This window comes from Pseudomonas sp. NPDC087598, from assembly GCF_044743525.1.
Classification (GTDB): domain Bacteria; phylum Pseudomonadota; class Gammaproteobacteria; order Pseudomonadales; family Pseudomonadaceae; genus Aquipseudomonas.
Window position 1 is genome coordinate 110065 of record NZ_JBIUWQ010000008.1, and the last position, 23736, is coordinate 133800.

Annotated in this window: 22 protein-coding genes; 8 read left to right on the forward strand and 14 right to left on the reverse strand. The window is 60.2% G+C overall.

The features are described 5' to 3' along the window. Positions 1 to 178 precede the first annotated feature (178 nt). Both ACIOWE_RS07115 and ACIOWE_RS07120 read left to right on the forward strand, forming a co-directional pair. Positions 179 to 1438, forward strand: coding sequence for an OprD family porin (locus ACIOWE_RS07115; RefSeq protein ID WP_401389108.1), 1260 nt, complete (start codon positions 179 to 181; stop codon positions 1436 to 1438). A gap of 275 nt (positions 1439 to 1713) precedes the next feature. Further along, positions 1714 to 2520 carry a methyltransferase domain-containing protein gene (locus ACIOWE_RS07120; RefSeq protein WP_401389111.1) on the forward strand — a complete coding sequence of 269 codons (807 nt, stop codon included), beginning with the start codon at positions 1714 to 1716 and terminating at the stop codon, positions 2518 to 2520. A gap of 123 nt (positions 2521 to 2643) precedes the next feature. Here the strand turns inward: ACIOWE_RS07120 and pcaC are convergent, their stop codons facing one another. The 11 genes from pcaC to pcaR form a co-directional block, all read right to left on the reverse strand. Beyond that, entirely contained in the window at positions 2644 to 3036 is a 393-nt protein-coding gene (gene pcaC, locus ACIOWE_RS07125; RefSeq protein ID WP_401389114.1) for a 4-carboxymuconolactone decarboxylase, read from the reverse strand. Between the two features lie 10 nt (positions 3037 to 3046). Further along, on the reverse strand, positions 3047 to 3838 hold the full coding sequence (gene pcaD, locus ACIOWE_RS07130) for a 3-oxoadipate enol-lactonase (protein ID WP_401389117.1): 792 nt from the start codon (positions 3836 to 3838) through the stop codon (positions 3047 to 3049). Between the two features lie 11 nt (positions 3839 to 3849). Beyond that, entirely contained in the window at positions 3850 to 5214 is a 1365-nt protein-coding gene (locus ACIOWE_RS07135; protein WP_401389120.1) for a 3-carboxy-cis,cis-muconate cycloisomerase, read from the reverse strand. A gap of 46 nt (positions 5215 to 5260) precedes the next feature. Then, entirely contained in the window at positions 5261 to 6556 is a 1296-nt protein-coding gene (locus ACIOWE_RS07140) for an MFS family transporter (protein WP_401389123.1), read from the reverse strand. Between the two features lie 284 nt (positions 6557 to 6840). After that, positions 6841 to 7407, reverse strand: coding sequence for a protocatechuate 3,4-dioxygenase subunit alpha (pcaG, locus tag ACIOWE_RS07145; protein WP_401389126.1), 567 nt, complete (start codon positions 7405 to 7407; stop codon positions 6841 to 6843). Between the two features lies 1 nt (position 7408). Next, positions 7409 to 8113: a protocatechuate 3,4-dioxygenase subunit beta gene (gene pcaH, locus ACIOWE_RS07150; protein ID WP_401389129.1), complete on the reverse strand. Its 705-nt coding sequence runs from the start codon at positions 8111 to 8113 to the stop codon at positions 7409 to 7411. Between the two features lie 36 nt (positions 8114 to 8149). After that, positions 8150 to 9355 carry a 3-oxoadipyl-CoA thiolase gene (gene pcaF, locus ACIOWE_RS07155; protein WP_401389132.1) on the reverse strand — a complete coding sequence of 402 codons (1206 nt, stop codon included), beginning with the start codon at positions 9353 to 9355 and terminating at the stop codon, positions 8150 to 8152. After that, positions 9352 to 10131 carry a CoA-transferase subunit beta gene (locus ACIOWE_RS07160; RefSeq protein ID WP_401389134.1) on the reverse strand — a complete coding sequence of 260 codons (780 nt, stop codon included), beginning with the start codon at positions 10129 to 10131 and terminating at the stop codon, positions 9352 to 9354. Before ACIOWE_RS07160 ends, pcaF begins: the two co-directional genes overlap by 4 nt. Beyond that, positions 10131 to 10988, reverse strand: a complete 858-nt coding sequence (locus ACIOWE_RS07165) for a CoA transferase subunit A (protein ID WP_401389137.1) — start codon at positions 10986 to 10988, stop codon at positions 10131 to 10133. Before ACIOWE_RS07165 ends, ACIOWE_RS07160 begins: the two co-directional genes overlap by 1 nt. A 225-nt stretch (positions 10989 to 11213) precedes the next feature. Beyond that, positions 11214 to 12560 carry an MFS transporter gene (locus ACIOWE_RS07170; protein ID WP_141129392.1) on the reverse strand — a complete coding sequence of 449 codons (1347 nt, stop codon included), beginning with the start codon at positions 12558 to 12560 and terminating at the stop codon, positions 11214 to 11216. Between the two features lie 294 nt (positions 12561 to 12854). Continuing rightward, positions 12855 to 13697: a pca regulon transcriptional regulator PcaR gene (pcaR, locus tag ACIOWE_RS07175; RefSeq protein ID WP_201238785.1), complete on the reverse strand. Its 843-nt coding sequence runs from the start codon at positions 13695 to 13697 to the stop codon at positions 12855 to 12857. Positions 13698 to 14351: 654 nt separating this feature from the next. On the opposite strand from pcaR, the gene ACIOWE_RS07180 reads away from it, so the two are divergent. Further along, positions 14352 to 14552, forward strand: a complete 201-nt coding sequence (locus ACIOWE_RS07180) for a hypothetical protein (RefSeq protein WP_103307048.1) — start codon at positions 14352 to 14354, stop codon at positions 14550 to 14552. A 374-nt stretch (positions 14553 to 14926) separates the two neighbouring features. Next, complete coding sequence (locus ACIOWE_RS07185) at positions 14927 to 16402, forward strand: inorganic phosphate transporter (RefSeq protein WP_201238786.1); 1476 nt, start codon at positions 14927 to 14929, stop codon at positions 16400 to 16402. A gap of 1300 nt (positions 16403 to 17702) precedes the next feature. On the opposite strand, the gene ccoM is transcribed toward ACIOWE_RS07185, so the two are convergent. Together ccoM and ACIOWE_RS07195 are read right to left on the reverse strand one after the other, a co-directional pair. Continuing rightward, positions 17703 to 17819, reverse strand: a complete 117-nt coding sequence (gene ccoM, locus ACIOWE_RS07190; protein WP_007959205.1) for a cytochrome c oxidase subunit CcoM — start codon at positions 17817 to 17819, stop codon at positions 17703 to 17705. Positions 17820 to 17963: 144 nt separating this feature from the next. Beyond that, positions 17964 to 18125, reverse strand: a complete 162-nt coding sequence (locus ACIOWE_RS07195; RefSeq protein ID WP_201238787.1) for a hypothetical protein — start codon at positions 18123 to 18125, stop codon at positions 17964 to 17966. Positions 18126 to 18308: 183 nt separating this feature from the next. On the opposite strand from ACIOWE_RS07195, the gene ACIOWE_RS07200 reads away from it, so the two are divergent. From ACIOWE_RS07200 to ACIOWE_RS07210, 3 genes are all read left to right on the forward strand, one after another. Then, positions 18309 to 19175: a LysR substrate-binding domain-containing protein gene (locus ACIOWE_RS07200; RefSeq protein ID WP_401389142.1), complete on the forward strand. Its 867-nt coding sequence runs from the start codon at positions 18309 to 18311 to the stop codon at positions 19173 to 19175. Positions 19176 to 19263: 88 nt separating this feature from the next. Next, positions 19264 to 19734, forward strand: coding sequence for a RidA family protein (locus ACIOWE_RS07205; protein ID WP_401389145.1), 471 nt, complete (start codon positions 19264 to 19266; stop codon positions 19732 to 19734). Next, a complete protein-coding gene (locus ACIOWE_RS07210) occupies positions 19731 to 20942 on the forward strand; it encodes an aminotransferase class V-fold PLP-dependent enzyme (RefSeq protein WP_401389148.1) in 1212 nt (403 codons plus the stop codon). The genes ACIOWE_RS07205 and ACIOWE_RS07210 overlap by 4 nt, the downstream gene beginning before the upstream one ends. Here the strand turns inward: ACIOWE_RS07210 and ACIOWE_RS07215 are convergent. Then, entirely contained in the window at positions 20912 to 21253 is a 342-nt protein-coding gene (locus ACIOWE_RS07215) for an aspartate-semialdehyde dehydrogenase (protein ID WP_103307214.1), read from the reverse strand. The two genes, ACIOWE_RS07210 and ACIOWE_RS07215, sit on opposite strands and share 31 nt — an antisense overlap. 253 nt (positions 21254 to 21506) lie before the next feature. Between ACIOWE_RS07215 and rapA the strand changes: the two genes are divergently transcribed. Continuing rightward, a partial coding sequence (gene rapA / locus ACIOWE_RS07220) for an RNA polymerase-associated protein RapA (RefSeq protein WP_401389151.1) occupies positions 21507 to 23736 on the forward strand: 2230 nt, incomplete at its 3' end.

Consider the following 23736-nt stretch of genomic DNA (forward strand, 5'->3'; position numbering starts at 1 on the left):
ACGCCCCGCACCATTCGTCCCACAAAACCAATAACAACAGGTTCGATACCATGCTCCCGCGCCCTGCTCCGTCCGGCTGATCTCCGCCGCTTAACCTCTGAACACATTTCCCGTCTGCGCCCCGAAATCGGCGGCAGCGCATCCGTTTGCCTTAAAAAAACAAGAGAGACCCGAGCCCATGACCATTTCCCCTGCGCCGTACGCATTCCCCGGCCTGATCGCCCTGGCACTGGCTGGCGTCGCCCTGCCCGCCGCCGCTGAAGAAGCCGGTTTTGTCGAAGGGGCCAAGGTCAACCTCAACCTGCGCAATTTCTACATCAACCGTAACTTCACCAACCCGACCAAGGCCCAGGGCAAGGCTGAAGAATGGACGCAGAACTTCATCCTCGACGCCAAATCCGGTTTCACCCAGGGCACCGTCGGGTTCGGCATGGACGTGCTGGGCCTTTATTCGGTGAAGCTCGACGGCGGCAAAGGCACCGGCGGCTCGCAGTTGTTGCCGCTGGATCACGACGGTCGCCCGGCGGACAACTTCGGCCGTACCAACGTCGCCTTCAAGGCGAAGCTGTCGCAGACCGAAGTGAAGGTCGGCGAGTGGATGCCGGTGCTGCCGATCCTGCGTTCGGATGACGGTCGCTCGCTGCCGCAAACCTTTCGCGGCGGCCAGATCACCTCAAAGGAAATCGACGGCCTGACCCTCTACGGCGGCCAGTTCCGCGCCAACAGCCCGCGCGACGACAGCAGCATGAGCGACATGTCGATGTTCGGCAAAGCGGCCTTCACTTCCGATCGCTTCAACTTTCAGGGCGGTGAATATGTGTTCAACGACAAACGCACGCAGATTGGTGTGTGGAACGCCGAGCTCAAGGACATCTACAGCCAGCAGTACGTCAATCTGATCCACAGCCAGCCGCTCGGCGACTGGACGCTGGGCGCCAATCTCGGTTTCTTCTACGGCAAGGACGACGGCAGCGCCCGTGCCGGCGACCTCGATAACAAAACCTGGTCCGGCATGTTCTCGGCCAGATACGGCGGCAACACCTTTTACGTCGGCCTGCAAAAGCTCACGGGAGACACTGCCTGGATGCGCGTCAACGGCACCAGCGGCGGTACTCTGGCCAACGACAGCTACAACTCCAGTTACGACAATGCGCAGGAACGCTCCTGGCAGGTGCGCCACGACTACAACTTCGTCGCGCTTGGCATCCCCGGCCTGACCCTGATGAACCGCTACATCAGCGGCGACAACGTGCACACCGGCACCGTCACCGACGGCAAGGAATGGGGCCGCGAATCGGAGCTGGGCTACACCGTGCAGAGCGGCGCGCTCAAGGACCTCAACGTCCGATGGCGCAACTCGACCATGCGTCGGGATTTCAGCAACAACGAGTTTGACGAGAACCGTCTGATCGTCAGCTACCCGATCAGCCTGCTCTGACCTTTTCCGTAGGAGCTGCCGCAGGCTGCGATCTTTTGATTTGGCTTTTTAAGATCAAAAGATCGCAGCCTGCGGCAGCTCCTGAAGGGAAAGGTGATATCAGTGAGCCATCCGTCAGTCAGGGTGGCACTTTATTGGCCGTCGGGTAGAGTTGAATCACCTGAAGGACTCAGGCGTACAACCTCTCGCACTTCCGTTATCTGTTGATGTTGGTCCCCCAAGACTTGAGCCAGGCTGTCATCGGAAGACACTGCTGATCACCAGAGGACCCCCTCATGATCACCCGACTCAATGCAGCTCCCGACTGGGACGCCAAGGCGTACCAGCAGTTTTCCCGCTTGCGACAACGTCCGGTCAATGAATTGCTCGACCGTGTCGACCTGCAAAACCCCAAACATATTTATGACCTCGGTTGCGGTACCGGCATTGCCACGAAACTACTGGCCGAGCGTTGGCCGCGGGCACAGCTGCAAGGCATCGACAGCTCCCGGCAAATGCTCGACGAAGCCCGCTGCCTGCCGATTCACGCGTCGTGGAAGCACTGCGATCTGCTCGATTGGCAGCCCGAACAACCGGCAGATCTTTTGCTCGCGGCGGCCGTGCTGCACTTCATCAATGGTCATGAAACCTTGCTGCCGCACCTGCTCGGCCGGCTCAATCGCGGCGGCTGCCTGGCGGCGCACATGCCCGACTGGCGCGATGCGTTGTGGTATCGATTGATGCTCGAAACGCTGGACGATGCCGGCCCCGGCAGCACACCGCTGGGTACGCCGCAATTGCGCCAACGCATGGCAGCGCGGACGCTGTTGTCGCTGGAGGATTACTATCGCCTGCTCGCGCCATTGACCGCGTCGCTGGATATCTGGGAGACCGAGCAATTGCAGGTGGTCGACGGTAAATCGCCGGTGTACGACTGGGTCAAGGTGTCAGCATTGCGACCGGTGATGCAGGCGCTGGATTCAGAGGAGCAGTCGCGGTTTATCTATCACTACCTGATGCGGGTGCATGCGCACTATCCACAGGAAGCGGACGGGCATACGTTGTTTGCGTTCAAGCGGATATTCATTGTCGCCACGGTGTGAGTGCATCGGCTGATTGATGCGCCACGGCGTCCGCCGCTTTCGCGAGCAGGCTCGCTCCCACAAGGGAAATGCATTCCAATGTGGGAGCGAGCCTGCTCGCGAAGACGTCAGGCGAGGCAACCGCTATTCCCGGGATTCGACACCCAATTCATCCCACACCGATTCCGCCAGATGAAACGTCGCATTCGCCGCCGGAATCCCGCAGTAAATCGCGCTCTGCATGATCACTTCCTTGATCTCGCCACGGCTCACACCGTTATTGGCTGCTGCGCGCAGGTGCAGTTTCAGTTCGCCTTCGCGGTTCATGCCGATCAGCATGGCGATGGTGATCAGGCTGCGGGTGTGCCGAGCCAAACCCGGACGGGTCCAGATATCGCCCCAGGCGTGACGGGTGATCATCTCCTGGAATTCCGAATTGAACTCGGTCAGCGTGGTCAGGCTGCGATCGACATGGGCATCGCCCAACACTGCGCGGCGCACCTGCATGCCGTCTTCGTAACGTTGTTTCTCGTCCACAAAAATCCCCTTACGAAGCGTTCAGAAACGCCAACACACGATCGCTGAAATCGCCACCGGCCTGCACGTTGGAAAGATGCGCCGCATAAAACTCGGCGTATTCGGCGCCGCGTACATGCTCCTGAATGAAATGCCCGCCGGACGGCGGCGTGACCGCGTCTTCGGTGCCGGCGATCACCAACAGCGGCACGTTGATCGAAGCCAGTTGATCACGGAAGTCGGCATCGCGTACTGCCGCGCAATTGGCCGCGTAACCCTGCGGCGAAGTGGCCGCGAGCATGTTGGTGATCTGCTTGGCCGCCGCCGGATGAGCCGCCGAAAAGTCCGGGGTAAACCAACGGGCAATCGACGCATCGCGCAAGGCAACCATCGCCGCCGGGCCGTCGCGCAGCACGGTTTCGATCCGTGGGTTCCACACCGATGGATCGCCGATTTTTGCCGCGGTGTTGCAAACGATCAGCTTGTGCAAGCGCTGCCCGGCATTGATGCCCAGCCACTGCCCGATCAGCCCGCCCATCGACAGACCGCAGAAATGCGCGCGCTCGATGTGCAGCGCATCCAGCAAACCCAGGACATCGTGACCCAATTGTTCGATGCTGTACGGCCCCGGCGTTACCAGCGATCTGCCGTGCCCACGGGTGTCGAAACGCAACACACGAAAGTGCTCGGTGAATGCCGGCATTTGCGCGTCCCACATGTGCAGGTCGGTGCCCAACGAGTTGGACAGCAGCAGCACCGGCGCATCGGCCGGGCCTTCTATCGTGTAATGCAGTTCGCCATCGGCGAGTTGAACGAAAGCCACAGCCCTCTCCTTCAGACAGACAATGCGTGATGTTCGGCCACCGCACGCTCGACCCAGACGTGCGCCTGACCGAGGTAATGGGCGGGGTTCAACAGATGATCCAGTTCGGCGCTGCTCAACTCGGCGGTGACCGCTGGCTCGTCGCCGAGGACCGCACGCAAGTGGCGCTGTTCGGCCACCGCGCGTTTGCAGCATTGTTCGAGCAGGTGATGCGCGGTGTCGCGGCCGACCCGTTGCGCGAGCACGATGCTCACCGCTTCGGCCAGCACCAGACCTTGGGTCAGTTCGAGATTGCGCGCCATGCGTGTGGCGTCGACTTCAAGCCCTTCAGCCAGCAGACGCGCCTGCTGCAGAGCCCCCGAGACGAGGCAGCAAATCTCCGGCAGGGTTTCCCATTCGGCATGCCACAGACCGAGGCTGCGTTCGTGCTCCTGCGGCATCGCACTGAACAGCGTCGACACCAGCCCCGGCACTCGCGTTGCCGCGCCGATCAGCACTGCCGCGCCGACTGGATTGCGTTTGTGCGGCATGGTCGAGGAACCGCCCTTGCCCGGCGCCGACGGTTCGAAGACTTCCGCTGCCTCGGTCTGCATCAACAAACTGATGTCACGACCGAGTTTGCCGAGGCTACCGGCGATCAAACCGAGCACCGCGCCGAATTCAACGATGCGATCACGCTGGGTGTGCCACGGTTGTTCCGGCAAGTTAAGTTGCAGTTCCTGCGCCAAAGCTTCGGCAATCGGTAACGCTTGCTTGCCAAGCGCCGCGAGGGTGCCGGAGGCGCCGCCGAATTGCAGCACCAGCAGACGCGGCTTGAGCTCACGCAGACGCTGACGGCTGCGAGTGACAGCGCCAAGCCATCCGGCGATTTTCATACCGAGCGTCACCGGGGTCGCATGCTGTAGCCAGGTGCGCCCGGCCAGTGGTGTAGCGGCGTGACGTTGGGCCTGGATTGCAAGGGACTCGGCCAGTTGCGCCAGATCGCTTTCAATCAACGCCAGCGCCTGGCGCAATTGCAGGACCAGCCCGGAATCCATCACGTCCTGGCTGGTTGCGCCCAGATGTACATAGCGTTCGGCCTCGGCGTCCGTGGCGGCGATCTGTTTGCCCAAGGCCTTGACCAGCGGAATCGCCGAATTGCCCGCCGTGGCAATTGCCTCGGCCAACGTGGCGAAGTCGTACAAACCGGCGCGGCAGGCATTTTCGATAGGCGCAACCGCGTTCGACGGAATCACTCCAACGCGCGCCTCGGCCCTGGCCAACGCCGCTTCGAAGTCGAGCATCGCCTGCACGCGGCCCTGATCGCAGAACACGTCACGCATATCGCGGGCAGTGAAGTAGGCATCGAACAATTGATTGCCCGGTCGCTGAGTCATAAACAGTCCTTGCCGGCGCGGGCCATGGCGACCCGCGCACATCGGTTTAGAGATCGTGGTGCAAATACGCTGCCTGTTTCGGCAAGCGCAAACTGAACAGGAACGCGACGGCCATCATCACCGTGACGTACCAGTAGAAGGCGTTTTCCATGCCCCCGGCTTTCAGGCTCAGGGCCACATATTCTGCCGAACCGCCAAAGATTGCGTTGGCCACCGCATAGGCCAGACCGACGCCGAGGGCACGGACTTCCGGCGGGAACATTTCGGCTTTCACCAGGCCACTGATCGAGGTGTAGAAACTGACGATGGCCAGCGCCACGGTGATCAGCACAAAGGCCAGGATCGGACTGCTGATGCTTTTCAGGCTCAACAGAATTGGCACGGTGAACAGCGTGCCGAGCGCGCCGAACCAGAGCATCGAATTACGTCGGCCGATCTTGTCGGCGAGCATGCCGAACAGCGGTTGCATGCACATATAAAGGAAGAGCGCACCGGTCATGATGTAGCTGGCGGTCTTGGCGTGCATGCCGGCGGTGTTCACCAGGTACTTCTGCATGTAGGTGGTGAAGGTGTAGAAAATCAGCGAGCCACCGGCGGTGTAACCGAGCACGGTGATGAACGCGGCTTTGTGATCACGGAACAACGCACGAATGCTGCCGGCGTCCTTGTTCTCGCGCATTTCCTTGCTGGCCGTTTCTTTCAGCGAGCGACGCAGGAACAGTGAGATCACCGCCGCGACCGCACCGACCACAAACGGAATCCGCCAGCCGTAGGCGCGCAGTTCGTCTTCGCTGAGGAACTGTTGCAGGATCACCACCAGCAACACCGCCAGCAGTTGCCCGCCGATCAACGTCACGTACTGGAACGAGGCGAAAAATCCGCGCTGGCCCTTGAGTGCGACTTCACTCATGTAAGTCGCGGTGGTGCCGTATTCACCGCCAACCGACAGACCTTGCAGCAGTCGCGCAAACAGCAGCAACAGCGGCGCCCAGACACCGATGGTGTTGTAGGTCGGCAAGCAGGCAATGAGCAACGAGCCGAAGCACATCATCAATACCGAAATCATCATCGAGGTCTTGCGGCCCTTCTTGTCCGCCAGACGCCCGAAGATCCAGCCACCAATCGGCCGCATCAGGAAGCCGGCGGCGAATACGCCTGCGGTGTTGACCAGTTGCACCGTCGGGTTATCGGAAGGAAAAAACGCCGGAGCGAAATAGATCGCGCAAAAGGCGTAGACGTAGAAGTCGAACCATTCGACGAGGTTGCCGGACGAGGCGCCGACAATGGCGAAGATGCGCTTGCTGCGCTCTTCACCGGTGTAATGGGAGGTGGTGGTTGTCATTGTTTTTCACTCGATAGGGACAGTGAGAGTCTAGACATACTTTGCAACAGTCCCGTTCCACAGATACAGCCGCAAGGGCAATACACAACTTTGTGGCGAGGGAGCTTGCTCCCGCTGGCTTGCGAAGCAAGCCCAAATCCGAGCACGCGGTGATTCATGTTGACCGCGTCTGACGGTTTTACGACTGCTGCGCAGCCGAGCGGGAGCAAGCTCCCTCGCCACAAAAGATCAGCATGTGTCCCCCTGTAGGAGCTGCCGCAGGCTGCGATCTTTTGATCTGGCTGTTAATAATCGAAGAACACCGTTTCGGCATCAGTGCCCTGCAGAATCACATTCCACTGATAAACACCCGAAGCATCCTTTTTCGCCAGCAACGTACTACGGCGCTCGGCCGGCACACATTCCAGCAACGGATCATCAACGTTCGCCGGCTCTCCCTCAAAGTAAATCCGCGTCAGCAAATGCTTCACCAATCCACGCGCAAACACCAACACCACCAGATGCGGCGCCTGGGTCGAACCCTTCAGGCCTTCGACCGTGCCCGGTTTGATCGTGGTGAAACGGAAACGCCCTTCAGCATCCACCGGCACCCGCCCGAACCCTTCGAAGTGCGGGTCCAGCGCTTTGTCCTGCTCATCTTCCGGGTGGTCGTACTTGCCGGCGGCGTTGGCTTGCCAGACTTCCAGCATGGCGTCGTTGACGACGTCGCCGTTGCCATCCACCACTTGCCCGGTGATCGCCACGCGCTCGCCGAGGGTTTGCTCGACGGTGAGGTTTTCGCGGTTCAGCCAGGTCAGGCCGATGTGGTAATACGGCCCGACGGTGTGGGACGTGGTCGCAGTCAGCGTCATCTTATTTCTCCATCGGCGTGGCTTCACGGCCGCGCAGCACGATGTCCCAACGATATCCGAGGGCGTAGGACGGAATGGTTTTTTCCAGATCGAAGCTGGCGATCAGGCGTTCCTTGGCCGAGGTGTCCGGCACGCAGTTGTAGATCGGGTCGTAGGCCAGCAGCGGATCACCGGGGAAATACATTTGCGTGACCAGGCGCGTGAGGATGCTCGGCCCGAACAGCGAAAAGTGGATGTGCGCCGGACGCCACGCATTGTGGTGGTTGCCCCATGGATAGGCGCCGGGCTTGATGGTCTGGAACTGATACCAGCCATCGGCGTCGGTCACGGTGCGCCCGGTGCCGGTGAAGTTCGGGTCCAGCGGCGCATCGTGCAGGTCGCGTTTGTGGTTGTAGCGGCCGGCGGCGTTGGCTTGCCAGATCTCCACCAGAATCCCCGGCACCGGCAGACCGTTTTCGTCGAGTACACGGCCGTGAATGATGATCCGCTCACCCTGCGGTTCGCCGTCATGTTGCGCGGTCAGGTCGTTATCCTTTTCGGCCACACGCTCGGCGCCAATGGTCGGGCCGGTGATTTCCGACAGCGAGTGCGGCAGAAAAACCAACGGCTTCGATGGCGAGCGCAGATTGGTGGATTGATACGTCGGGTGCAGGTACTCGGGCTGGGTGCCTTCCTGCGGGCGACGGTAACCAGGCTTGTCAGTCATTTCGCTTTCCTCTGTTCTTATTCGTACCGCTGTGCGTCAGACGCGTTCGATGGCCAGGGCCAGACCCTGCCCCACACCGACGCACATGGTTGCCAGACCTTTCTTGCCGCCGGTCTTTTCCAACTGATGCAGCGCGGTCAGCACCAGACGCGCACCGCTCATGCCCAACGGGTGCCCCAAGGCAATTGCGCCGCCGTTCGGATTGACCTGCGTAGCGTCGTCCGCCAGCCCCAGCTCGCGCAGCACCGCCAAACCCTGGCTGGCGAACGCTTCGTTGAGTTCGATCACATCAAAATCGCTGACGGCCACACCGAGACGCTCGGTGAGTTTGCGCACCGCTGGCACCGGGCCGATGCCCATCACCCGTGGCGCGACCCCGGCGCTGGCCATGCCGAGCACTTTGGCGCGGGCAGTCAGACCGTGTTTTTTCACCGCTTCGGCGGACGCGAGAATCAGCGCCGCGGCACCGTCATTGACACCGGAGGCATTCCCGGCGGTGACGGTCTTGTCCGGGCCGTTGACCGGTTTCAGTTTGCTCAGTGCCTCAATTGTCGTGTCGGCGCGTGGATGCTCGTCATGGCTGACCACGGTTTCGCCTTTTTTATGGGCGATGCGGACTTCGACGATTTCTTCGGCGAAGTAGCCGGCAGCCTGCGCGGCTGCCGTACGCTGCTGACTGCGCAAGGCGAAAGCGTCCTGATCCTCGCGGGAAATTTCGTAGTCATCGGCGACGTTGTCGGCGGTCTGCGGCATCGCGTCGACGCCGTATTGCGCTTTCATCAACGGATTGATGAAACGCCAGCCGATGGTGGTGTCTTCCAGTTTCATGTTGCGCGAAAACGCCGCATCAGCCTTGCCCATCACGAACGGTGCGCGGGACATCGATTCGACGCCGCCGGCAATCGCCAGCTCCATCTCGCCGCTGGCAATCGCCCGGAATGCCGTGCCGATCGCGTCCATGCCCGAGGCGCAGAGACGATTGAGCGTCACACCCGGCACGGTCTCCGGCAGGCCGGCCAGCAACAACGCCATGCGCGCAACGTTGCGGTTGTCTTCGCCGGCCTGGTTGGCGCAACCGAGGAATACTTCGTCGATGGCGCTCCAGTCCACCGAGGGATTGCGTGCCATCAGAGCCTTGATCGGCACCGCAGCCAGATCGTCGGCGCGCACGGCGGACAAACCGCCGCCGAAACGGCCGATGGGGGTGCGGATCGCGTCGCAGATATAAACGTCACGCATCATGCTTCTCCCGGTGCCTGACCGTGGGCCGCAGCGGTACGCGCTTCAAGATCGCGCAACGCGGTCAGTTCGACGTCGGTCGGCTCCGCGGTGGTTTCGACGTTGTCAGCAAAACGAATCGCCCAACCGGTGGCCGCAACCACTTGCTCGCGGGTCACGCCCGGATGCAGTGCGGTGACCACGAACTCGTGGGTGCCCTCTTCCGGCTCCATGATGCACAGGTCGGTGATGATGCCGACCGGGCCGGCGCCCGGCAGGCCCAGACGTTTGCGCGAATCGCCGCCCTCGCCGTGACCGACCGAGGTAATGAAATCGAGCTTGTCGACAAACGAGCGTGCCGACTGTTTAAGGATGATCAGAACGCTTTTCGCCGAACCGGCAATTTCCGGCGCGCCACCGGCACCCGGCAGACGTACTTTCGGCGAGAAGTAATCACCGACCACGGTGGTGTTGATGTTGCCGAAGCGATCGACCTGCGCCGCGCCGAGAAAACCGACGTCGATGCGTCCGCCCTGCAACCAATAGCGAAAGATCTCACCGGTCGGGACGACAGTGTCGGCGGTTTCCGCCAGTTCGCCGTCACCGATGGACAGCGGCAGCACTGTCGGTTTGGCGCCAATCGGACCCGATTCGTAAATCAGCACCACGTCCGGCGACGAGGTCAGGCGTGCGAGGTTGGCGGCTTTCGATGGCAGGCCGATGCCGACGAAACATACCGAACCGTTCTTCAGACGACGGGCCGCGGCGACGGTCATCATTTCATTGGTGGTGTACGTCATTACTTGGCCTCCGAAGCAGCGGCCAATTTGGCCTGGAACTCGCTGAAGTCAGCGCAGCCATGGATGTATTCGTTGATCCACGCGGTAAACGTTTCACGGTCACGGGCGATCGGATCCCACGCTTGATAGAAACGATTGTCGCGTTCGGTGTAACCGTGGGCGTAGGACGGATGCGCGCCACCCGGCACATGGCAAACCGCGCTCAACGCCCAGGTCGGCAGCACGCAGGCGTTCATCGGCGCCTTGAGGTCGTCGACGATTTCTTCGACGGTGACGATGCAGCGCTTGGCCGCCAGTGCCGCTTCTTTCTGCACACCGAGAATGCCCCACAACAGCACGTTGCCCTTGCGGTCGGCTTTCTGTGCGTGGATCACGGTCACGTCCGGACGCACCGACGGCACTGCCGCCAACACTTCACCGGTGAACGGGCAGGTAACCGACTTGATCAGCGGATTGACCTTCGGCAGGTCGGAACCGGCGTAGGCGCGCAGCACCGCGAACGGTAGGCCGGAAGCGCCAGCGACGTAGGCATTGGCCAGATCGGCGTGGGAGTGTTCTTCGATTTCCAGCGGCTGCGGCCATTGTTTCTCGACCGCGTCACGCAGACGGTGCAGCGATCCCACACCCGGATTGCCCCCCCAGGAGAAAATCAGCTTGCGAGCACAACCGGCGCCGATCAGTTGGTCGTAGATCAGGTCAGGCGTCATCCGCACCAGGGTCAGATCTTTCTTGCCCTGACGAATGATTTCGTGACCCGCCGCCGTAGGGATCAGGTGCGTGAAGCCTTCGAGCGCGACGGTGTCGCCGTCGTTGACAAATTGCTTCACCGCGTCGTGCAGCGAAAGGATCTCAGCCATGGAGCGGGCTCCCGTTTTTGTAATGAATCGCCAGTGATAAAAAGGCGCGAGGTTCAGCGCCGGAGTCACTGCAGATTAAGCTTGGGAAATTCACCAAACAATCCGATAATCGACTGAGTGTTCGTTTATCGAACAGATTGTTGTCACCCTATCAATCTGTATTGACCCTTCGCGAGCCTGCTCGCGAAAGGGTCGGAACATTCACCGAAAATACTGACCGTGACCTCAAGTCGCATCCGCATGACTGACCATGCCTTTAATCACCACCGCAGTCGTGGCCAGCGCCGCCGGAATCACCAACGCCGTCAACACCTGCTCGAAATTCCAGCCCAGGCCCAACAACGTAGCGCCCATCCACGCCCCGAGAATCGCGCCAAAGCGGCCAATCCCGAGCATCCACGACACCCCGGTCGCCCGCCCCTGAGTCGGATAAAACCGCGCCGCCAGCGACGGCATTGCCGATTGCGCGCCGTTCACACACATCCCCGCCACCAGCACCAGCGTCGCGAGCAACGTGATATTGCCCAGACTCTGCCCCACGGCGTAGGCAAACACCCCGGCCAGCAGGTAGAAAATGCCGATAACCTTGTGCGGATTGAAGCGGTCCATCGCCCATCCCACAGCGACCGCGCTCAATACCCCGCCAAACTGGAACAACGCACCAATGAATGCCGCTTGTTCCATGCTCGCGCCGCTGTCACGCATCAGCGTCGGCAGCCAACTGGTCAGCAGATAAACAATCACCAGACCCATGAAATAGGTCAGCCACAGCAACAAGGTGCCGGTGCTGTAAGTGCCCGAGAAGATCACCGCGAACACATTGCGCGCCTTGACGGTTTTCTGTTCGGGCACGCTGAAACTGGAAGCTTGAGCGACGGTGACCGGGTCAATCGGCGCGAGGGTTTTGCGCACTTTGTCGGTGCCACGGTTGCGCACGACCAGGTAACGCGCCGATTCCGGCAGCCAGAACAGCAGCACCACAGCGAGGATCAGCGGCAGAATCCCGCCGATCAGCAACAAACTGTGCCAGCCGAACGCCGGGATCAGCTTCGCCGAAATAAAACCGCCACCGGCCATGCCGAGGTTGAAGCCGCAGAACATGCTGGTTACCAGCAGCGACTTCTTGCGCTCCGGGGTGTACTCCGACAACAACGTCGTCGCGTTCGGCATCCCTGCGCCCAGACCCAGCCCAGTCAGGAAACGCAGCACCAGCAATTGCTCGACATTGGTGCTGTACGCCGAGGCCAGGCTGAAAGCGCCGAACAGCACCACCGCCCCCACCAAGACGACTTTGCGCCCGAAACGGTCAGCCAAAGGCCCGGAACCGAGCGCGCCGAACACCATGCCGATCAGTGCGGCGCTCATCACCGGGCCGAGGCTGGCGCGGTCGATGCCCCAGTCCTGCGACAACGCCGGGGCAATGAAACCCATCGCGGCAGTGTCGAGGCCATCGAGAAAGACAATCAGGAAACACAGGATCACCACCCTCCACTGATAGCGCGAGATCGGTTGGGCGTTGATGAAGGTCTGCACATCGAGGCACTGACCTACAGCGGACTGAGGCTGGTTCATTATTTTTATTCCACGCAAAAAACGCAGTCGAACGGCGGCCGGCCAAGGAGCGGCTCGGGCACAAGAATAGAAGGTCTGGATCAGGCGTTGCGGTGAACCCGGCAACAGGGGATGGGGCTGAGACAGTCGGGGAACGTGCGCATGGTGAGTTGCCTCTTGTCATTATTATGGGAGTCGACAATCCGGCGGGCTCATTCACATCAGCGCCGGATGACGCTGCCGCGACATTAATGATCCGAGGGTTTTAGCGTCAATTCGATAAACGCAACACTGTGCGTTTATCGAACAGCTTCATCAGGCGAACAACTGTGCGCTGAGGTCGCGGCTGGCGCTGAGCAGGCCCGGCAGGAAGCGTTGCTCAAGCTCGGTACGACTGACGCGGCCGGCGTGGGTACTGACGTTGAGCGCGGCGACCACTTGCCCCGAAGCATCGTAGACCGGCACGGCAATCGAACGCAGGCCCTGCTCCAGTTCCTGATCGACAATGCACCAGCCTTGTTGCCGCACTTCTTGCAGGCATTCAAGCAACGCCGCGGGTGTGTGAATCGTGCGGCTGGTCTTGGCAACCAGTTCGGCGTGGTCGAGGTATTCGCCCAGGGACGTGTCGTCCAGCGCCGCCAGCAGAATCCGCCCCATCGATGTGCAATAGGCCGGCAGACGCCCGCCCACCGACAGATCCACCGAAATCAGACGCTGAGTAGTCGCGGAGCGGGCGATATAAAGAATGTCATCGCCCTCAAGCGTGGCCATGTTGCAGGCTTCGTGCAGTTGCTCGCTCATACGGTCGAGGTACGGCTGCGCGGAGACGGCCAACGGTGTCGAGGATAAATAGGCGTGGCCGAGGGTCAGTACTTTCGGCAGCAACGAGTAGGTGCGACCGTCAGTCGTGGCGTAGCCGAGCTTGATCAACGTGTGCAGGCAACGGCGCACGGCGGCGCGGGGGATTTCCGTGCGATGGCTGATCTGGGCGATGGTCAGATGACGCTTGCGCTCCTGAAAGGCCTGCACCACTGCCAGGCCACGGGCCAGTGAAGTCATGAAGTCCGGATCACCGGTCAGCGCCTGAATGCGTTTGGCCGGCGAGGCAACAATCGGCGGCGCCACTGAGGTAAAGGAGTTGCGCATTTGATCGTTCATTTCTTGTCCTTGGTTCCGGCACGGATCAATGGCTATACAAGCGACTCCCGGGGAGATGCACAAGGGCGGAGACGCCAAGATTGGGCGATTATCGAACCGTCGACCGATTATCGCAATGGCTCCAGGCTCGCAGCTCAGGCGCCTTATTACCGAGGATTGAACTTCGATGCAGCATTGACGCTGCGTTTAGTTGTTCGACTAAATGGCGCCAGAAACTGATCACCTGACAAACAAGGCAACACCCCGCCGACAACTTCTGTTAAAAGTTGTGAGTCACAAAACAATCACACATCCGGAACCGTTTTTAACTTGGCAGAGATAGTCAATTTCGAATCGACCGCTATAATGCAAGTCAGTGGCTTGTCGTTTGTTCTTTGATAACGACGCCACCCGCTGACGCGATGTCCATCGCGGTCAGCCCGGCCAGCGCCTGACGCTCATACTCATGCACCGCCAGCACGCTTGCTGATTACTGGAAACTGATGCTGCGTCAGTTTTAATCTGGTGACGTAGCCGCCTGCAACATGGAAGTCTTGATCGTTCTGCCGAAACCACCAATGCCCACTCTGGCATTGAGCCCTCGGCGGGTTCGTTCAATCGATTTGTTGCCGTGCGATTCGCCAGACATTTAACTCAACTCAAACAGGTAGCACTGTGACGAAAGACGAACTGCGCGCGGAACTTGAGCGCCAGGAACAACGTTACAAGGATGTTTACGGCGGGGAAGTGACCACCTACGCCGCTCAACCCGAACCAGAACGCAAGGCATGGCGTAAACGGCCGACCGTTCAGGATCAGGTTTTCCAGCAAGAACTGAAAAAGATGGAAGAAGAACTCAAAACCGAAGAGCCATAAGTCACGGTTTTTTGCTTCTTTGAAGGTTTGCGTCAGCACCGGCTACAAGCGCGGTGTAACGACGAAGCCTTGCGCGCCCGCTACCCGCGGGCAGCGGCTATTTCCCCGTCCCGCAGGCTGAAGGGACGCTTCAGACAGGTTTCACAGATATTTCAGACAAGCGTTTGAGCCCTTCGCGCACCTGCAAAATCTATGAGCTGAAAGACCTTTTTTCAAGTAATTCAATGACTTGAAAAACCTTGCGTGACGCTTGGTTTTAATGCGCTGCAACAAATTAAATCGAAGAAGAATGTTACCGATGAGCAGGTAGGGCATCGATTTCGAGACTTTTCTGGCATAATCGCGCCCCCTTACGACCGGGTCAGAAAACCTTCATGATCGATTTATTCAGCGGACTGGATGCTTGGGTGCTTGTGAGCCTCTTGCTCGCCCTGACGTTTGTCCTCGCCTTCGAGTTCATCAATGGATTTCATGACACCGCTAACGCGGTAGCCACTGTTATCTACACCAAAGCCATGCCGCCTCATCTGGCGGTGTTCTTTTCCGGTGTGTTCAATTTCCTCGGCGTGCTGCTGGGCGGCGTTGGCGTGGCGTATGCCATTGTTCACTTGCTGCCGGTGGAACTGCTGATCAATGTGAACACCGGCCATGGCTTGGCGATGGTGTTTTCGTTGCTTGCCGCGGCAATCACCTGGAACCTTGGCACCTGGTACTTCGGTATCCCGGCGTCGAGCTCGCACACCTTGATCGGTTCGATCCTTGGTGTCGGCCTGGCCAATGCCCTGATCAACGATATTCCGTTGGCAGACGGCGTGAACTGGCAGAAGGCAATCGATATCGGCGCCTCGCTGGTGTTCTCGCCAATGGCCGGCTTCCTGATCGCGGCACTGGTGCTGATCGGCCTGAAATGGTGGCGCCCGCTGTCGAAGATGCACAAGACGCCGGAACAGCGCCGCAAGCTTGACGACAAGAAGCACCCACCGTTCTGGAACCGTCTGGTTCTGGTGATCTCGGCCATGGCCGTGAGCTTCGTGCACGGCTCCAACGATGGCCAGAAAGGCATCGGCCTGATCATGCTGGTGTTGATCGGTATCGTTCCTGCGCAGTTCGTACTCGACCTGAACAGCACGACTTACCAGATCGAACGCACCCGCGACGCGACGCTGCACTTGAGCCAGTTCTATCAGCGTAACGCCGACTCCCTCGGCGAGTTCCTGGCCCTGGGCAAAAGCGTAGAAGGCGACCTGCCGGAGAAATTCCGCTGCAACCCGCAGCAGACCGAACCGACCATCAATGCCCTGCTCCACACTCTTAAAGGTGTTGCGGACTACCATTCGCTGTCGTCGGAAAGCCGCGTAGAAGTTCGTCGCTACCTGCTGTGCCTGGACGACACCGCGAAGAAAGTCAGCAAGTTGCCAGTCCTGGAAGCCCGTGAAAAGGCTGACCTGGATAAACTGCGTAAAGACCTGACCACCACCACTGAATACGCGCCGTTCTGGGTGATTCTGGCGGTTGCGCTGGCCTTGGGCCTGGGCACCATGGTGGGTTGGAAACGCGTGGTACTGACCATCGGCGAGAAGATCGGCAAGCAAGGCATGACCTATTCTCAGGGCATGTCGGCGCAGATCACTACTGCCAGTTTGATTGGCTTGGCCAACATCTTCAGTCTGCCGGTGTCTACCACTCACGTTCTGTCCTCGGGCGTGGCTGGCACCATGGTCGCGAACAAGAGCGGCCTGCAAGGTGGCACGGTTCGCACCATTCTGTTGGCCTGGGTGTTGACCCTGCCGGCAACCGTGGGACTGTCGGCCGGGTTGTTCTGGTTGGCGTCGAAGGCGCTGGGTAGCTGATAGTTAGCGGTCAATGAAAAAGGCGCGATTCGAGAGGATCGCGCCTTTTTTTGTGTTTAGGGGTTGGGGTTCTTGGGGTTTGGGGGCATATCCGTTGCTGCGGTTATGGCTGCTTAGGGTTTCGCTCTTACAGCGAGTCACCTTTTCCAGACGCCGAAAAGGTAACCCAAAAGGCTTGGCCCCGGCGTACGGCACTTCGCTCGGGCTCAGTGTTCCCTCGCTGCGGTGTCCATCCGGGGGCATCGCCTACGGTTTGCTGCGCTGCACCTCCTCTCGATGTGTTTGGCTTCGCCAAACGGCGCTGCGCGCCTAACCCCCGGATGAACACCTCCGCTCGGCCTGCCGAAGGGGCTGGAGAGCAACAGCCAAAGCAGATCAAAAAAACGCAGCCTGACTTCCCCTGTAGGAGCTGCCGAAGGCTGCGATCTTTTGATTTTGTTGTTTTTTGGGGGGGTGGAGTTGGGGGCATATCCGTTGCTGCGGGTGATGTTTCTGGCGGTTTCGCTCTTACAGCGAGTCACCTTTTCCAGACGCCGAAAAGGTAACCCAAAAGGCTTGGCCCCGGCGTACGGCACTTCGCTGAGGCTCAGTGTTCCCTCACTACGGTGTCCATCCGGGGGCATCGCCTACGGTTTGCTGCGCTGCACCTCCTCTCGATGTATTTGGCTTCGCCAAACGGCGCTGCGCGCCTAACCCCCGGATGAACACCTCCGCTCGGCCTGCCGAAGGGGCTGGAGAGCAACAGCCAAAGCAGATCAAAAAAACGCAGCCTGACTTATCCCCTGTAGGAGCTGCCGAAGGCTGCGATCTTTTGATTTTGTTGTTTAGGGGTTGGGTTTTGGGGGCATATCCGTTGCTGCGGTTATGGCTGCTTAGGGTTTCGCTCTTACAGCGAGTCACCTTTTCCAGACGCCGAAAAGGTAACCCAAAAGGCTTGGCCCCGGAGTGGAGGGATTGATCCGGGGGTGGGAGCGCAGCGACCGTTTGGCGCAGCCAAATGCATCGAGAGGAGGTGCAGCGCAGCAAACCGTAGGCGATGCGCCCGGATCAATCCCGGAGCGAAGGAACCCGAGCCCCAGCGAGGGCCGTACGTCAGGGTAAAGCCTTTTGGGTTACCTTTTCGGCGTTTGGAAAAGGTGACCCGCCGTAAGGGCGGAACCCTAATCAGCCATCACCCAAAAAACGGATATACCTCAAAAACACCCCACAACATGGTCGGCCCACAGGCCGCCAAGGCAAAAAAAAAGGGCAACCGAAGTTGCCCAAAATGCCTTGCGTGCTCATCAAACCTGAAAGGGAATCAAGGCTTCTTGCGCTTGTTCGCATCCTTCCAGATAAAAAATCCAAACCCTGCAAAAAACAGAACCATGAGGCCGACGGTCAGCACTCCGGCAAACACCACGTTATCGAAAAACATGACTGGCCTCCTGGCCCTGCTCTGCTGCGATGGAGCTAAGTTACCAAACGCACAGGCGCACAAATTGACCGGGATCAATACCAGCAAAGAAGGGAGATAAAGGCGGGAAAATAACTGACCTGCATCAACAGATGCAGGGGGAGATCAACGCTTTTTCGGTTTGTTTTTCGACTTTTTCTTGGCTTTTCCCAACGGCATCGCCTGCTCGAAGGCATTGCGCACTTCGTTCAGACGCTTCTCTTTGATGTCGTGTATGCGCTTGGCGCGCTCGGCATTGAGGTCAATCAGTGTGTCGTCTTGGCTCATGGCAACAGGCATCGCTTGAAATAATCACAACTGCCGTTTCGCCGGCAGGACTGCGCCAATAATGCAGCCTGACGCGAGCGCTGAACAGCCATCGACACAACGCACCTTCAACAATTGATGTACCCGCGGCCGGATTTCCACGCACAATCGGCGTCTGGAATCAGGCCCCAAAGGATGTTTGCCGTGCCGTTGCATCAGGATCTGCCACCACTGATGGCCCTGCGCGCCTTTGAGGCCGTGGCCCGCCACTTGAGTTTCATCAAGGCTGCCGATGAGTTGTCGGTGACGCAAAGTGCGATCAGCCACCAAGTGCAAAAGCTTGAAGAATTCCTCAACCTGCGCCTGTTTGTCCGGCGCACACGGGCCATCGACCTGACGCCCGCCGGCACGGCGTATTACCGGCAGATCGAACCCGCTCTCGCCGCCATCGCCCAAGCCACCCGGCAGCTGCGCGGCGATCAACCGGCCACTCTGCGCATCGGCCTGCTCGCCTCCTTCGCCACGTTATGGCTGGCTCCGCGACTGGCGGATTTCAACGCAAAACATCCGCACATTCATGTCGAACTGCTGCCCGCCGTGCAATTGGCGGATGTCGGCGGTGGCGAAGTCGATCTGGCGATCCGCTATGGCAAGGGCGGCTGGCCGAAAGTCCGCGCCCGGCGCTTCATGAGCGAAACCCTGACCCCGGTATGCAGCCCCGCCGCCAAGGCTAAAGGTGTCAATAATGGGCCGCTGTTGATGGCCAAGTCGCACCAGCCGTTCGAATGGATCGACTGGCAGCAACACAGCGGCATCGATCTTGCTCATGTGCCCAGCGTCATGCTGCACGACTACAACATCGTGGTCGAATCCGCCGTCGCCGGCCAAGGCATCGCGATGGGTCGCCAGCGCCTGATCGAACGCCGACTCAAGGAAGGTGCGCTGGTGCCAGCCTTCGACACCCCGCCCATGCACGGTGAAATCGGATACTGGCTGGTCACGCCCGAACGTCCGCCAAGCCTGGCTGTGCAGAGTTTCAGCCAGTGGCTAGAAGTGATTGCCGACGCATGAGTTATTTGGATACGTCAGATTAAATCTATCCGTTTGTCCACCCCGCTACTCGGCAACATGCTGAAGTCCTTATTCCGGAGGACTTGCCATGACCGACTCACTCACCCAACGCATCCAGCAACTCGGCCTGCAACTGCCCGCGCCGAGCCAGCCTATCGCCAATTACATCAGTCACGTCGTCAGCCAGAACCAGCTATTCATTTCTGGGCAGATTCCGCTGCTGGACGGCAAACCCGCATTCATCGGCCGACTCGGCGAAGTAATCTCCGAAGAGGAAGGGGTCAACGCCGCCGAACTCGCTGGGTTGGGCCTGCTCGCACAGTTGAGTGATGCCTTGGGTGACGATTTGAACAAACTGGCGCGGATCATTCGTCTCGGTGTTTTTGTTGCCGCCACGCCTGACTTCCAGCGTCAGGGTGCAGTCGCCAATGGCGCATCGAATCTGCTGGTCAATGCCCTGGGCGAAAAGGGCCGCCATGTACGCACGGCGGTCGGTGTTTCCAGCCTGCCAAGTGGCGTTGCGGTGGAAATCGACGCGATCTTCGAGCTCCAGCCGTGAATGTCGAGGACATCGCGTTTCTGCGATCAAGAACCCCGGGGTGCAATAACGTCATCCACTTCAACCACGCCGGTGCCTCACTGCCGAGCCAAGCCACCCTCGATGCCGTGATCGCACAACTGCAACGCGAAGCGCTTGGCGGGCCCATGGAAGCGGCCGACGGTGAGGTGCAGGAAAGGGCTCGAACCGCCGCCGCGGCGCTGCTCAATGCGCAACCCGAAGACATCGCGTTTGCCAGCAGCGGCTCGGCCGCCTGGAGTCAGGCGTTCAACGCACTGGAACCGTGGCAGCCGGGCGAGCGGATCTTGGTGGGGCGCCATGAATGGGCCGGCAATCTGGCCTGCATGGTTGAGGCGGTGAAGGCCGGCGCGCGGCTGGAGGTGATTCCCTGCGACGCCAACGGAGCCGTCGACCCGCAGGCACTGGCGCAGATGATTGATCGCAATGTGCGCCTGATCGCTCTGACCTGGCTGCCCGCCAACGGCGGTCTGATCAACCCGGCGGCGCAGATCGGTGCGGTCGCACAGCGTCACGGCATTCCCTACTTCATCGACGCCGGCCAAGCGTTGGGGCAGTTGCCCTGTGATGTTCAGGCCCTGCAATGCGACGTGCTCAAGGGCGCCGGGCGCAAGTTTCTGCGGGGCCCGCGCGGCACTGCGCTGCTGTATATCCGCGCGCAGTTCCTGCAACGCTTGCTGCCGGCACAACGCGATGTACTGTCGGCGCCGTGGGACGGCCAGCGCTTCAATTTGCGCAATGACGCCCGGCGTTTCGAAACCAGTGAAGTGTCACTGGCCTTGCTGGCCGGACTGGCCAATGCGTTGGAGGAACACAATCGAATCGGCGCGATTTCGATTCGGCGGCGCATTGAACAATCAAGCCGCCTGCTGCGTGAGCGTTTGCAGACGATTCCCGGCCTGACCCTGCGCAATCTCGGCGCGGCGCAGCTGCAATCCGGGCTGATCGCCTTCACGCTCAAAGGTTGGGACTGTGTTGCGCTCAAGCAGACACTGGCCGCACGCCGCATCAATATCGGCGCCAATGGCGTCGCCTACACGCCGCTGGACATGCAAGCACGCGGGCTGGAGAGCATTGCGCGGGTGTCGGTGAGTTATCTGAATACGGAAGAGGAAATCGAAGTGTTGCTGGCAAATCTGGCTGAACTGGCCGCTCAGCCTCAGATTTCGATGTCGACCCACAGGCCCTGACGCGGCTGATCTTCCATCAGCGGCACCACCGGCACGGTGTTGTCGGCATTCAGTTCATGGCCCGGCACGGCGAGGTGTTCTTCGGGGTCTTCATCAGCTTCGCGGCGGCGGCGATCGCGTTCTTGCTGACGGCGCTGTTCCTCGCGCGCCATCAGTCTGTCCTCTTCAGGATCGCGCTTTTGCAGATCGATCGTGCTTTCGTTGGAGCTTTCCTGCACCGGTACCACCGGAGGAATGTCCGGCCGCTGGCGGATCGGATCCTGCTGGGAAGTGATCGGCACAGCGCTCAGGGGGAGCATCGGTGGCAACATATAAAGGGTCTCCTGTCAGCAGGCTATCGGCTGCGGCGAAGGTGCCTTGAGCCACTGGTCGCAAATCTGTGACGCACTTGGCACCTGCAGGAGCTGCCGAAGGCTGCGACCTATAATCGGACAACACAGATCGCCAGCGTTCCCGAAGATCAAAAGATCGCAGCCTGCGGCAGCTCCTACCCCAGTAATCCTTTGGCCTCAGGGTCGCATTCCGTTAAGATAGCCCGCTTTTTCAAGGTGGGAGTCAGGCAGCATGGCGCAGCAGTATCAACCGGGGCAACGCTGGATCAGTGACAGCGAAGCAGAGCTTGGTTTAGGCACCGTTCTGGCACAGGACGGCCGCTTGTTGACCGTGCTTTACCCGGCCACTGGCGAAACCCGCCAGTACGCGCTACGGAATGCGCCCCTCACTCGCGTGCGGTTCTCGCCGGGCGACAGCATTACCCACTTCGAAGGCTGGAAGATGACTGTCCAGCAAGTTGACGATGTCGACGGCCTGATGGTTTATCACGGCCTCAACGCGCAGAACGAAGCCGTCACCCTGCCGGAAACCCAGCTGTCGAACTTCATTCAGTTCCGTCTGGCCAGCGACCGTCTGTTCGCCGGCCAGATCGACCCGCTGGCGTGGTTCTCGCTGCGCTACAACACCCTCGAACACACCAGCCGTCAGTTGCAGTCCTCGCTTTGGGGCCTGGGCGGCGTGCGTGCGCAGCCGATCGCGCACCAATTGCACATTGCCCGTGAAGTCGCTGACCGTATCGCACCGCGTGTATTGCTGGCCGACGAAGTGGGTCTGGGTAAAACCATCGAAGCCGGTCTGGTGATCCATCGCCAACTGCTCTCGGGTCGCGCCAATCGCGTGCTGATCCTCGTGCCGGAGAACCTTCAGCACCAGTGGCTGGTGGAAATGCGCCGCCGCTTCAACCTGCAGGTCGCGCTGTTCGACGAAGAACGCTTCATCGAAAGCGATGCCAGCAACCCGTTCGAAGACACCCAACTGGCGCTGGTAGCGCTGGAATGGCTGGTCGACGATGAAAAGGCGCAGGACGCGCTGTTCGCCGCTGGCTGGGATCTGTTGGTGGTCGACGAAGCCCACCACCTGGTCTGGCACGAAGACAAGGCCAGCCCGGAATACACCCTGGTCGAGCAACTCGCTGAAACCATTCCGGGCGTGCTGCTGCTCACCGCCACCCCGGAACAACTCGGTCAGGACAGCCACTTCGCCCGTCTGCGCCTGCTCGATCCAAACCGTTTCCATGACCTGGCCGCCTTCCGCGCCGAGAGCGACAACTATCGCCCGGTGGCCGAAGCCGTTCAGGAGCTGCTGGACAAAGGGCGCCTGTCGCCTGAAGCGCACAAAACCATCCATGGTTTCCTCGGCAACGAAGGCGAAGCCTTGCTGACCGCGGTCAACGATGGCGACAGCGAAGCCAGCGCCCGCCTCGTGCGTGAACTGCTCGACCGTCACGGCACTGGCCGCGTGCTGTTCCGTAACACCCGCGCCGCCGTGCAGGGTTTCCCGGAGCGCAAACTGCACCCGTACCCGCTGCCGTGCCCGGACGAATATCTGGAGCTGCCGCTGGGCGAACACGCCGAGCTGTACCCGGAAGTCAGCTTCCAGGCGCAGCCGGACGCCAGCGAAGAAGAACGCTGGTGGAAATTCGACCCACGCGTCGAGTGGCTGATCGATCAGCTGAAGATGCTCAAGCGCACCAAAGTGCTGGTGATCTGCGCCCACGCCGAAACCGCGATGGACCTGGAAGACGCCCTGCGCGTGCGCTCCGGCATCCCGGCCACGGTGTTCCATGAAGGCATGAACATCCTTGAACGTGACCGTGCTGCTGCCTACTTCGCCGACGAAGAATTTGGCGCGCAAGTGCTGATCTGCTCGGAAATCGGCAGTGAAGGTCGCAACTTCCAGTTCGCTCACCACCTGGTGCTGTTCGATCTGCCGTCGCACCCGGACCTGCTCGAGCAGCGTATCGGTCGTCTCGACCGGATCGGCCAGAAGCACATCATCGAACTGCACGTGCCGTACCTGGAAACCAGCCCGCAAGAGCGTCTGTTCCAGTGGTACAACGAAGCGCTGAACGCGTTCCTCAACACCTGCCCGACCGGCAACGCCTTGCAGCATCAGTTCGGCCCGCGCCTGCTGCCGCTGCTGGAAGAAGCCGACGACAGCGAATGGCAAGCGTTGATCGACGAAGCGCGCACTGAACGCGAACGTCTTGAAGAAGAGCTGCACACCGGTCGCGACCGTCTGCTGGAACTCAACTCCGGCGGTTCGGGCGAAGGCGATCAGTTGGTCGAGGACATCCTTGAGCAAGACGATCAGTTCGCCCTGCCGATCTACATGGAAACCCTGTTCGACGCGTTCGGCATCGACAGCGAAGACCATTCGGAAAACGCCCTGATCCTCAAGCCGAGCGAGAAGATGCTCGACGCCAGCTTCCCGCTGGGCGACGACGAAGGCGTGACCATCA

Coding starts and splice junctions, on each gene's coding strand:
- ACIOWE_RS07115 (WP_401389108.1), top strand. CDS start 179: ATGACCATTTCCCCTGCGCCGTACGCATTCCCCGGCCTGATCGCCCTG.
- ACIOWE_RS07120 (WP_401389111.1), top strand. CDS start 1,714: ATGATCACCCGACTCAATGCAGCTCCCGACTGGGACGCCAAGGCGTAC.
- ACIOWE_RS07135 (WP_401389120.1), bottom strand. CDS start 5,214: ATGACTCAGCGACCGGGCAATCAATTGTTCGATGCCTACTTCACTGCC.
- ACIOWE_RS07140 (WP_401389123.1), bottom strand. CDS start 6,556: ATGACAACCACCACCTCCCATTACACCGGTGAAGAGCGCAGCAAGCGC.
- pcaG (WP_401389126.1), bottom strand. CDS start 7,407: ATGACGCTGACTGCGACCACGTCCCACACCGTCGGGCCGTATTACCAC.
- pcaH (WP_401389129.1), bottom strand. CDS start 8,113: ATGACTGACAAGCCTGGTTACCGTCGCCCGCAGGAAGGCACCCAGCCC.
- pcaF (WP_401389132.1), bottom strand. CDS start 9,355: ATGATGCGTGACGTTTATATCTGCGACGCGATCCGCACCCCCATCGGC.
- ACIOWE_RS07160 (WP_401389134.1), bottom strand. CDS start 10,131: ATGACGTACACCACCAATGAAATGATGACCGTCGCCGCGGCCCGTCGT.
- ACIOWE_RS07165 (WP_401389137.1), bottom strand. CDS start 10,988: ATGGCTGAGATCCTTTCGCTGCACGACGCGGTGAAGCAATTTGTCAAC.
- ACIOWE_RS07170 (WP_141129392.1), bottom strand. CDS start 12,560: ATGAACCAGCCTCAGTCCGCTGTAGGTCAGTGCCTCGATGTGCAGACC.
- pcaR (WP_201238785.1), bottom strand. CDS start 13,697: ATGAACGATCAAATGCGCAACTCCTTTACCTCAGTGGCGCCGCCGATT.
- ACIOWE_RS07185 (WP_201238786.1), top strand. CDS start 14,927: ATGATCGATTTATTCAGCGGACTGGATGCTTGGGTGCTTGTGAGCCTC.
- ccoM (WP_007959205.1), bottom strand. CDS start 17,819: ATGTTTTTCGATAACGTGGTGTTTGCCGGAGTGCTGACCGTCGGCCTC.
- ACIOWE_RS07195 (WP_201238787.1), bottom strand. CDS start 18,125: ATGAGCCAAGACGACACACTGATTGACCTCAATGCCGAGCGCGCCAAG.
- ACIOWE_RS07205 (WP_401389145.1), top strand. CDS start 19,264: ATGACCGACTCACTCACCCAACGCATCCAGCAACTCGGCCTGCAACTG.
- ACIOWE_RS07215 (WP_103307214.1), bottom strand. CDS start 21,253: ATGTTGCCACCGATGCTCCCCCTGAGCGCTGTGCCGATCACTTCCCAG.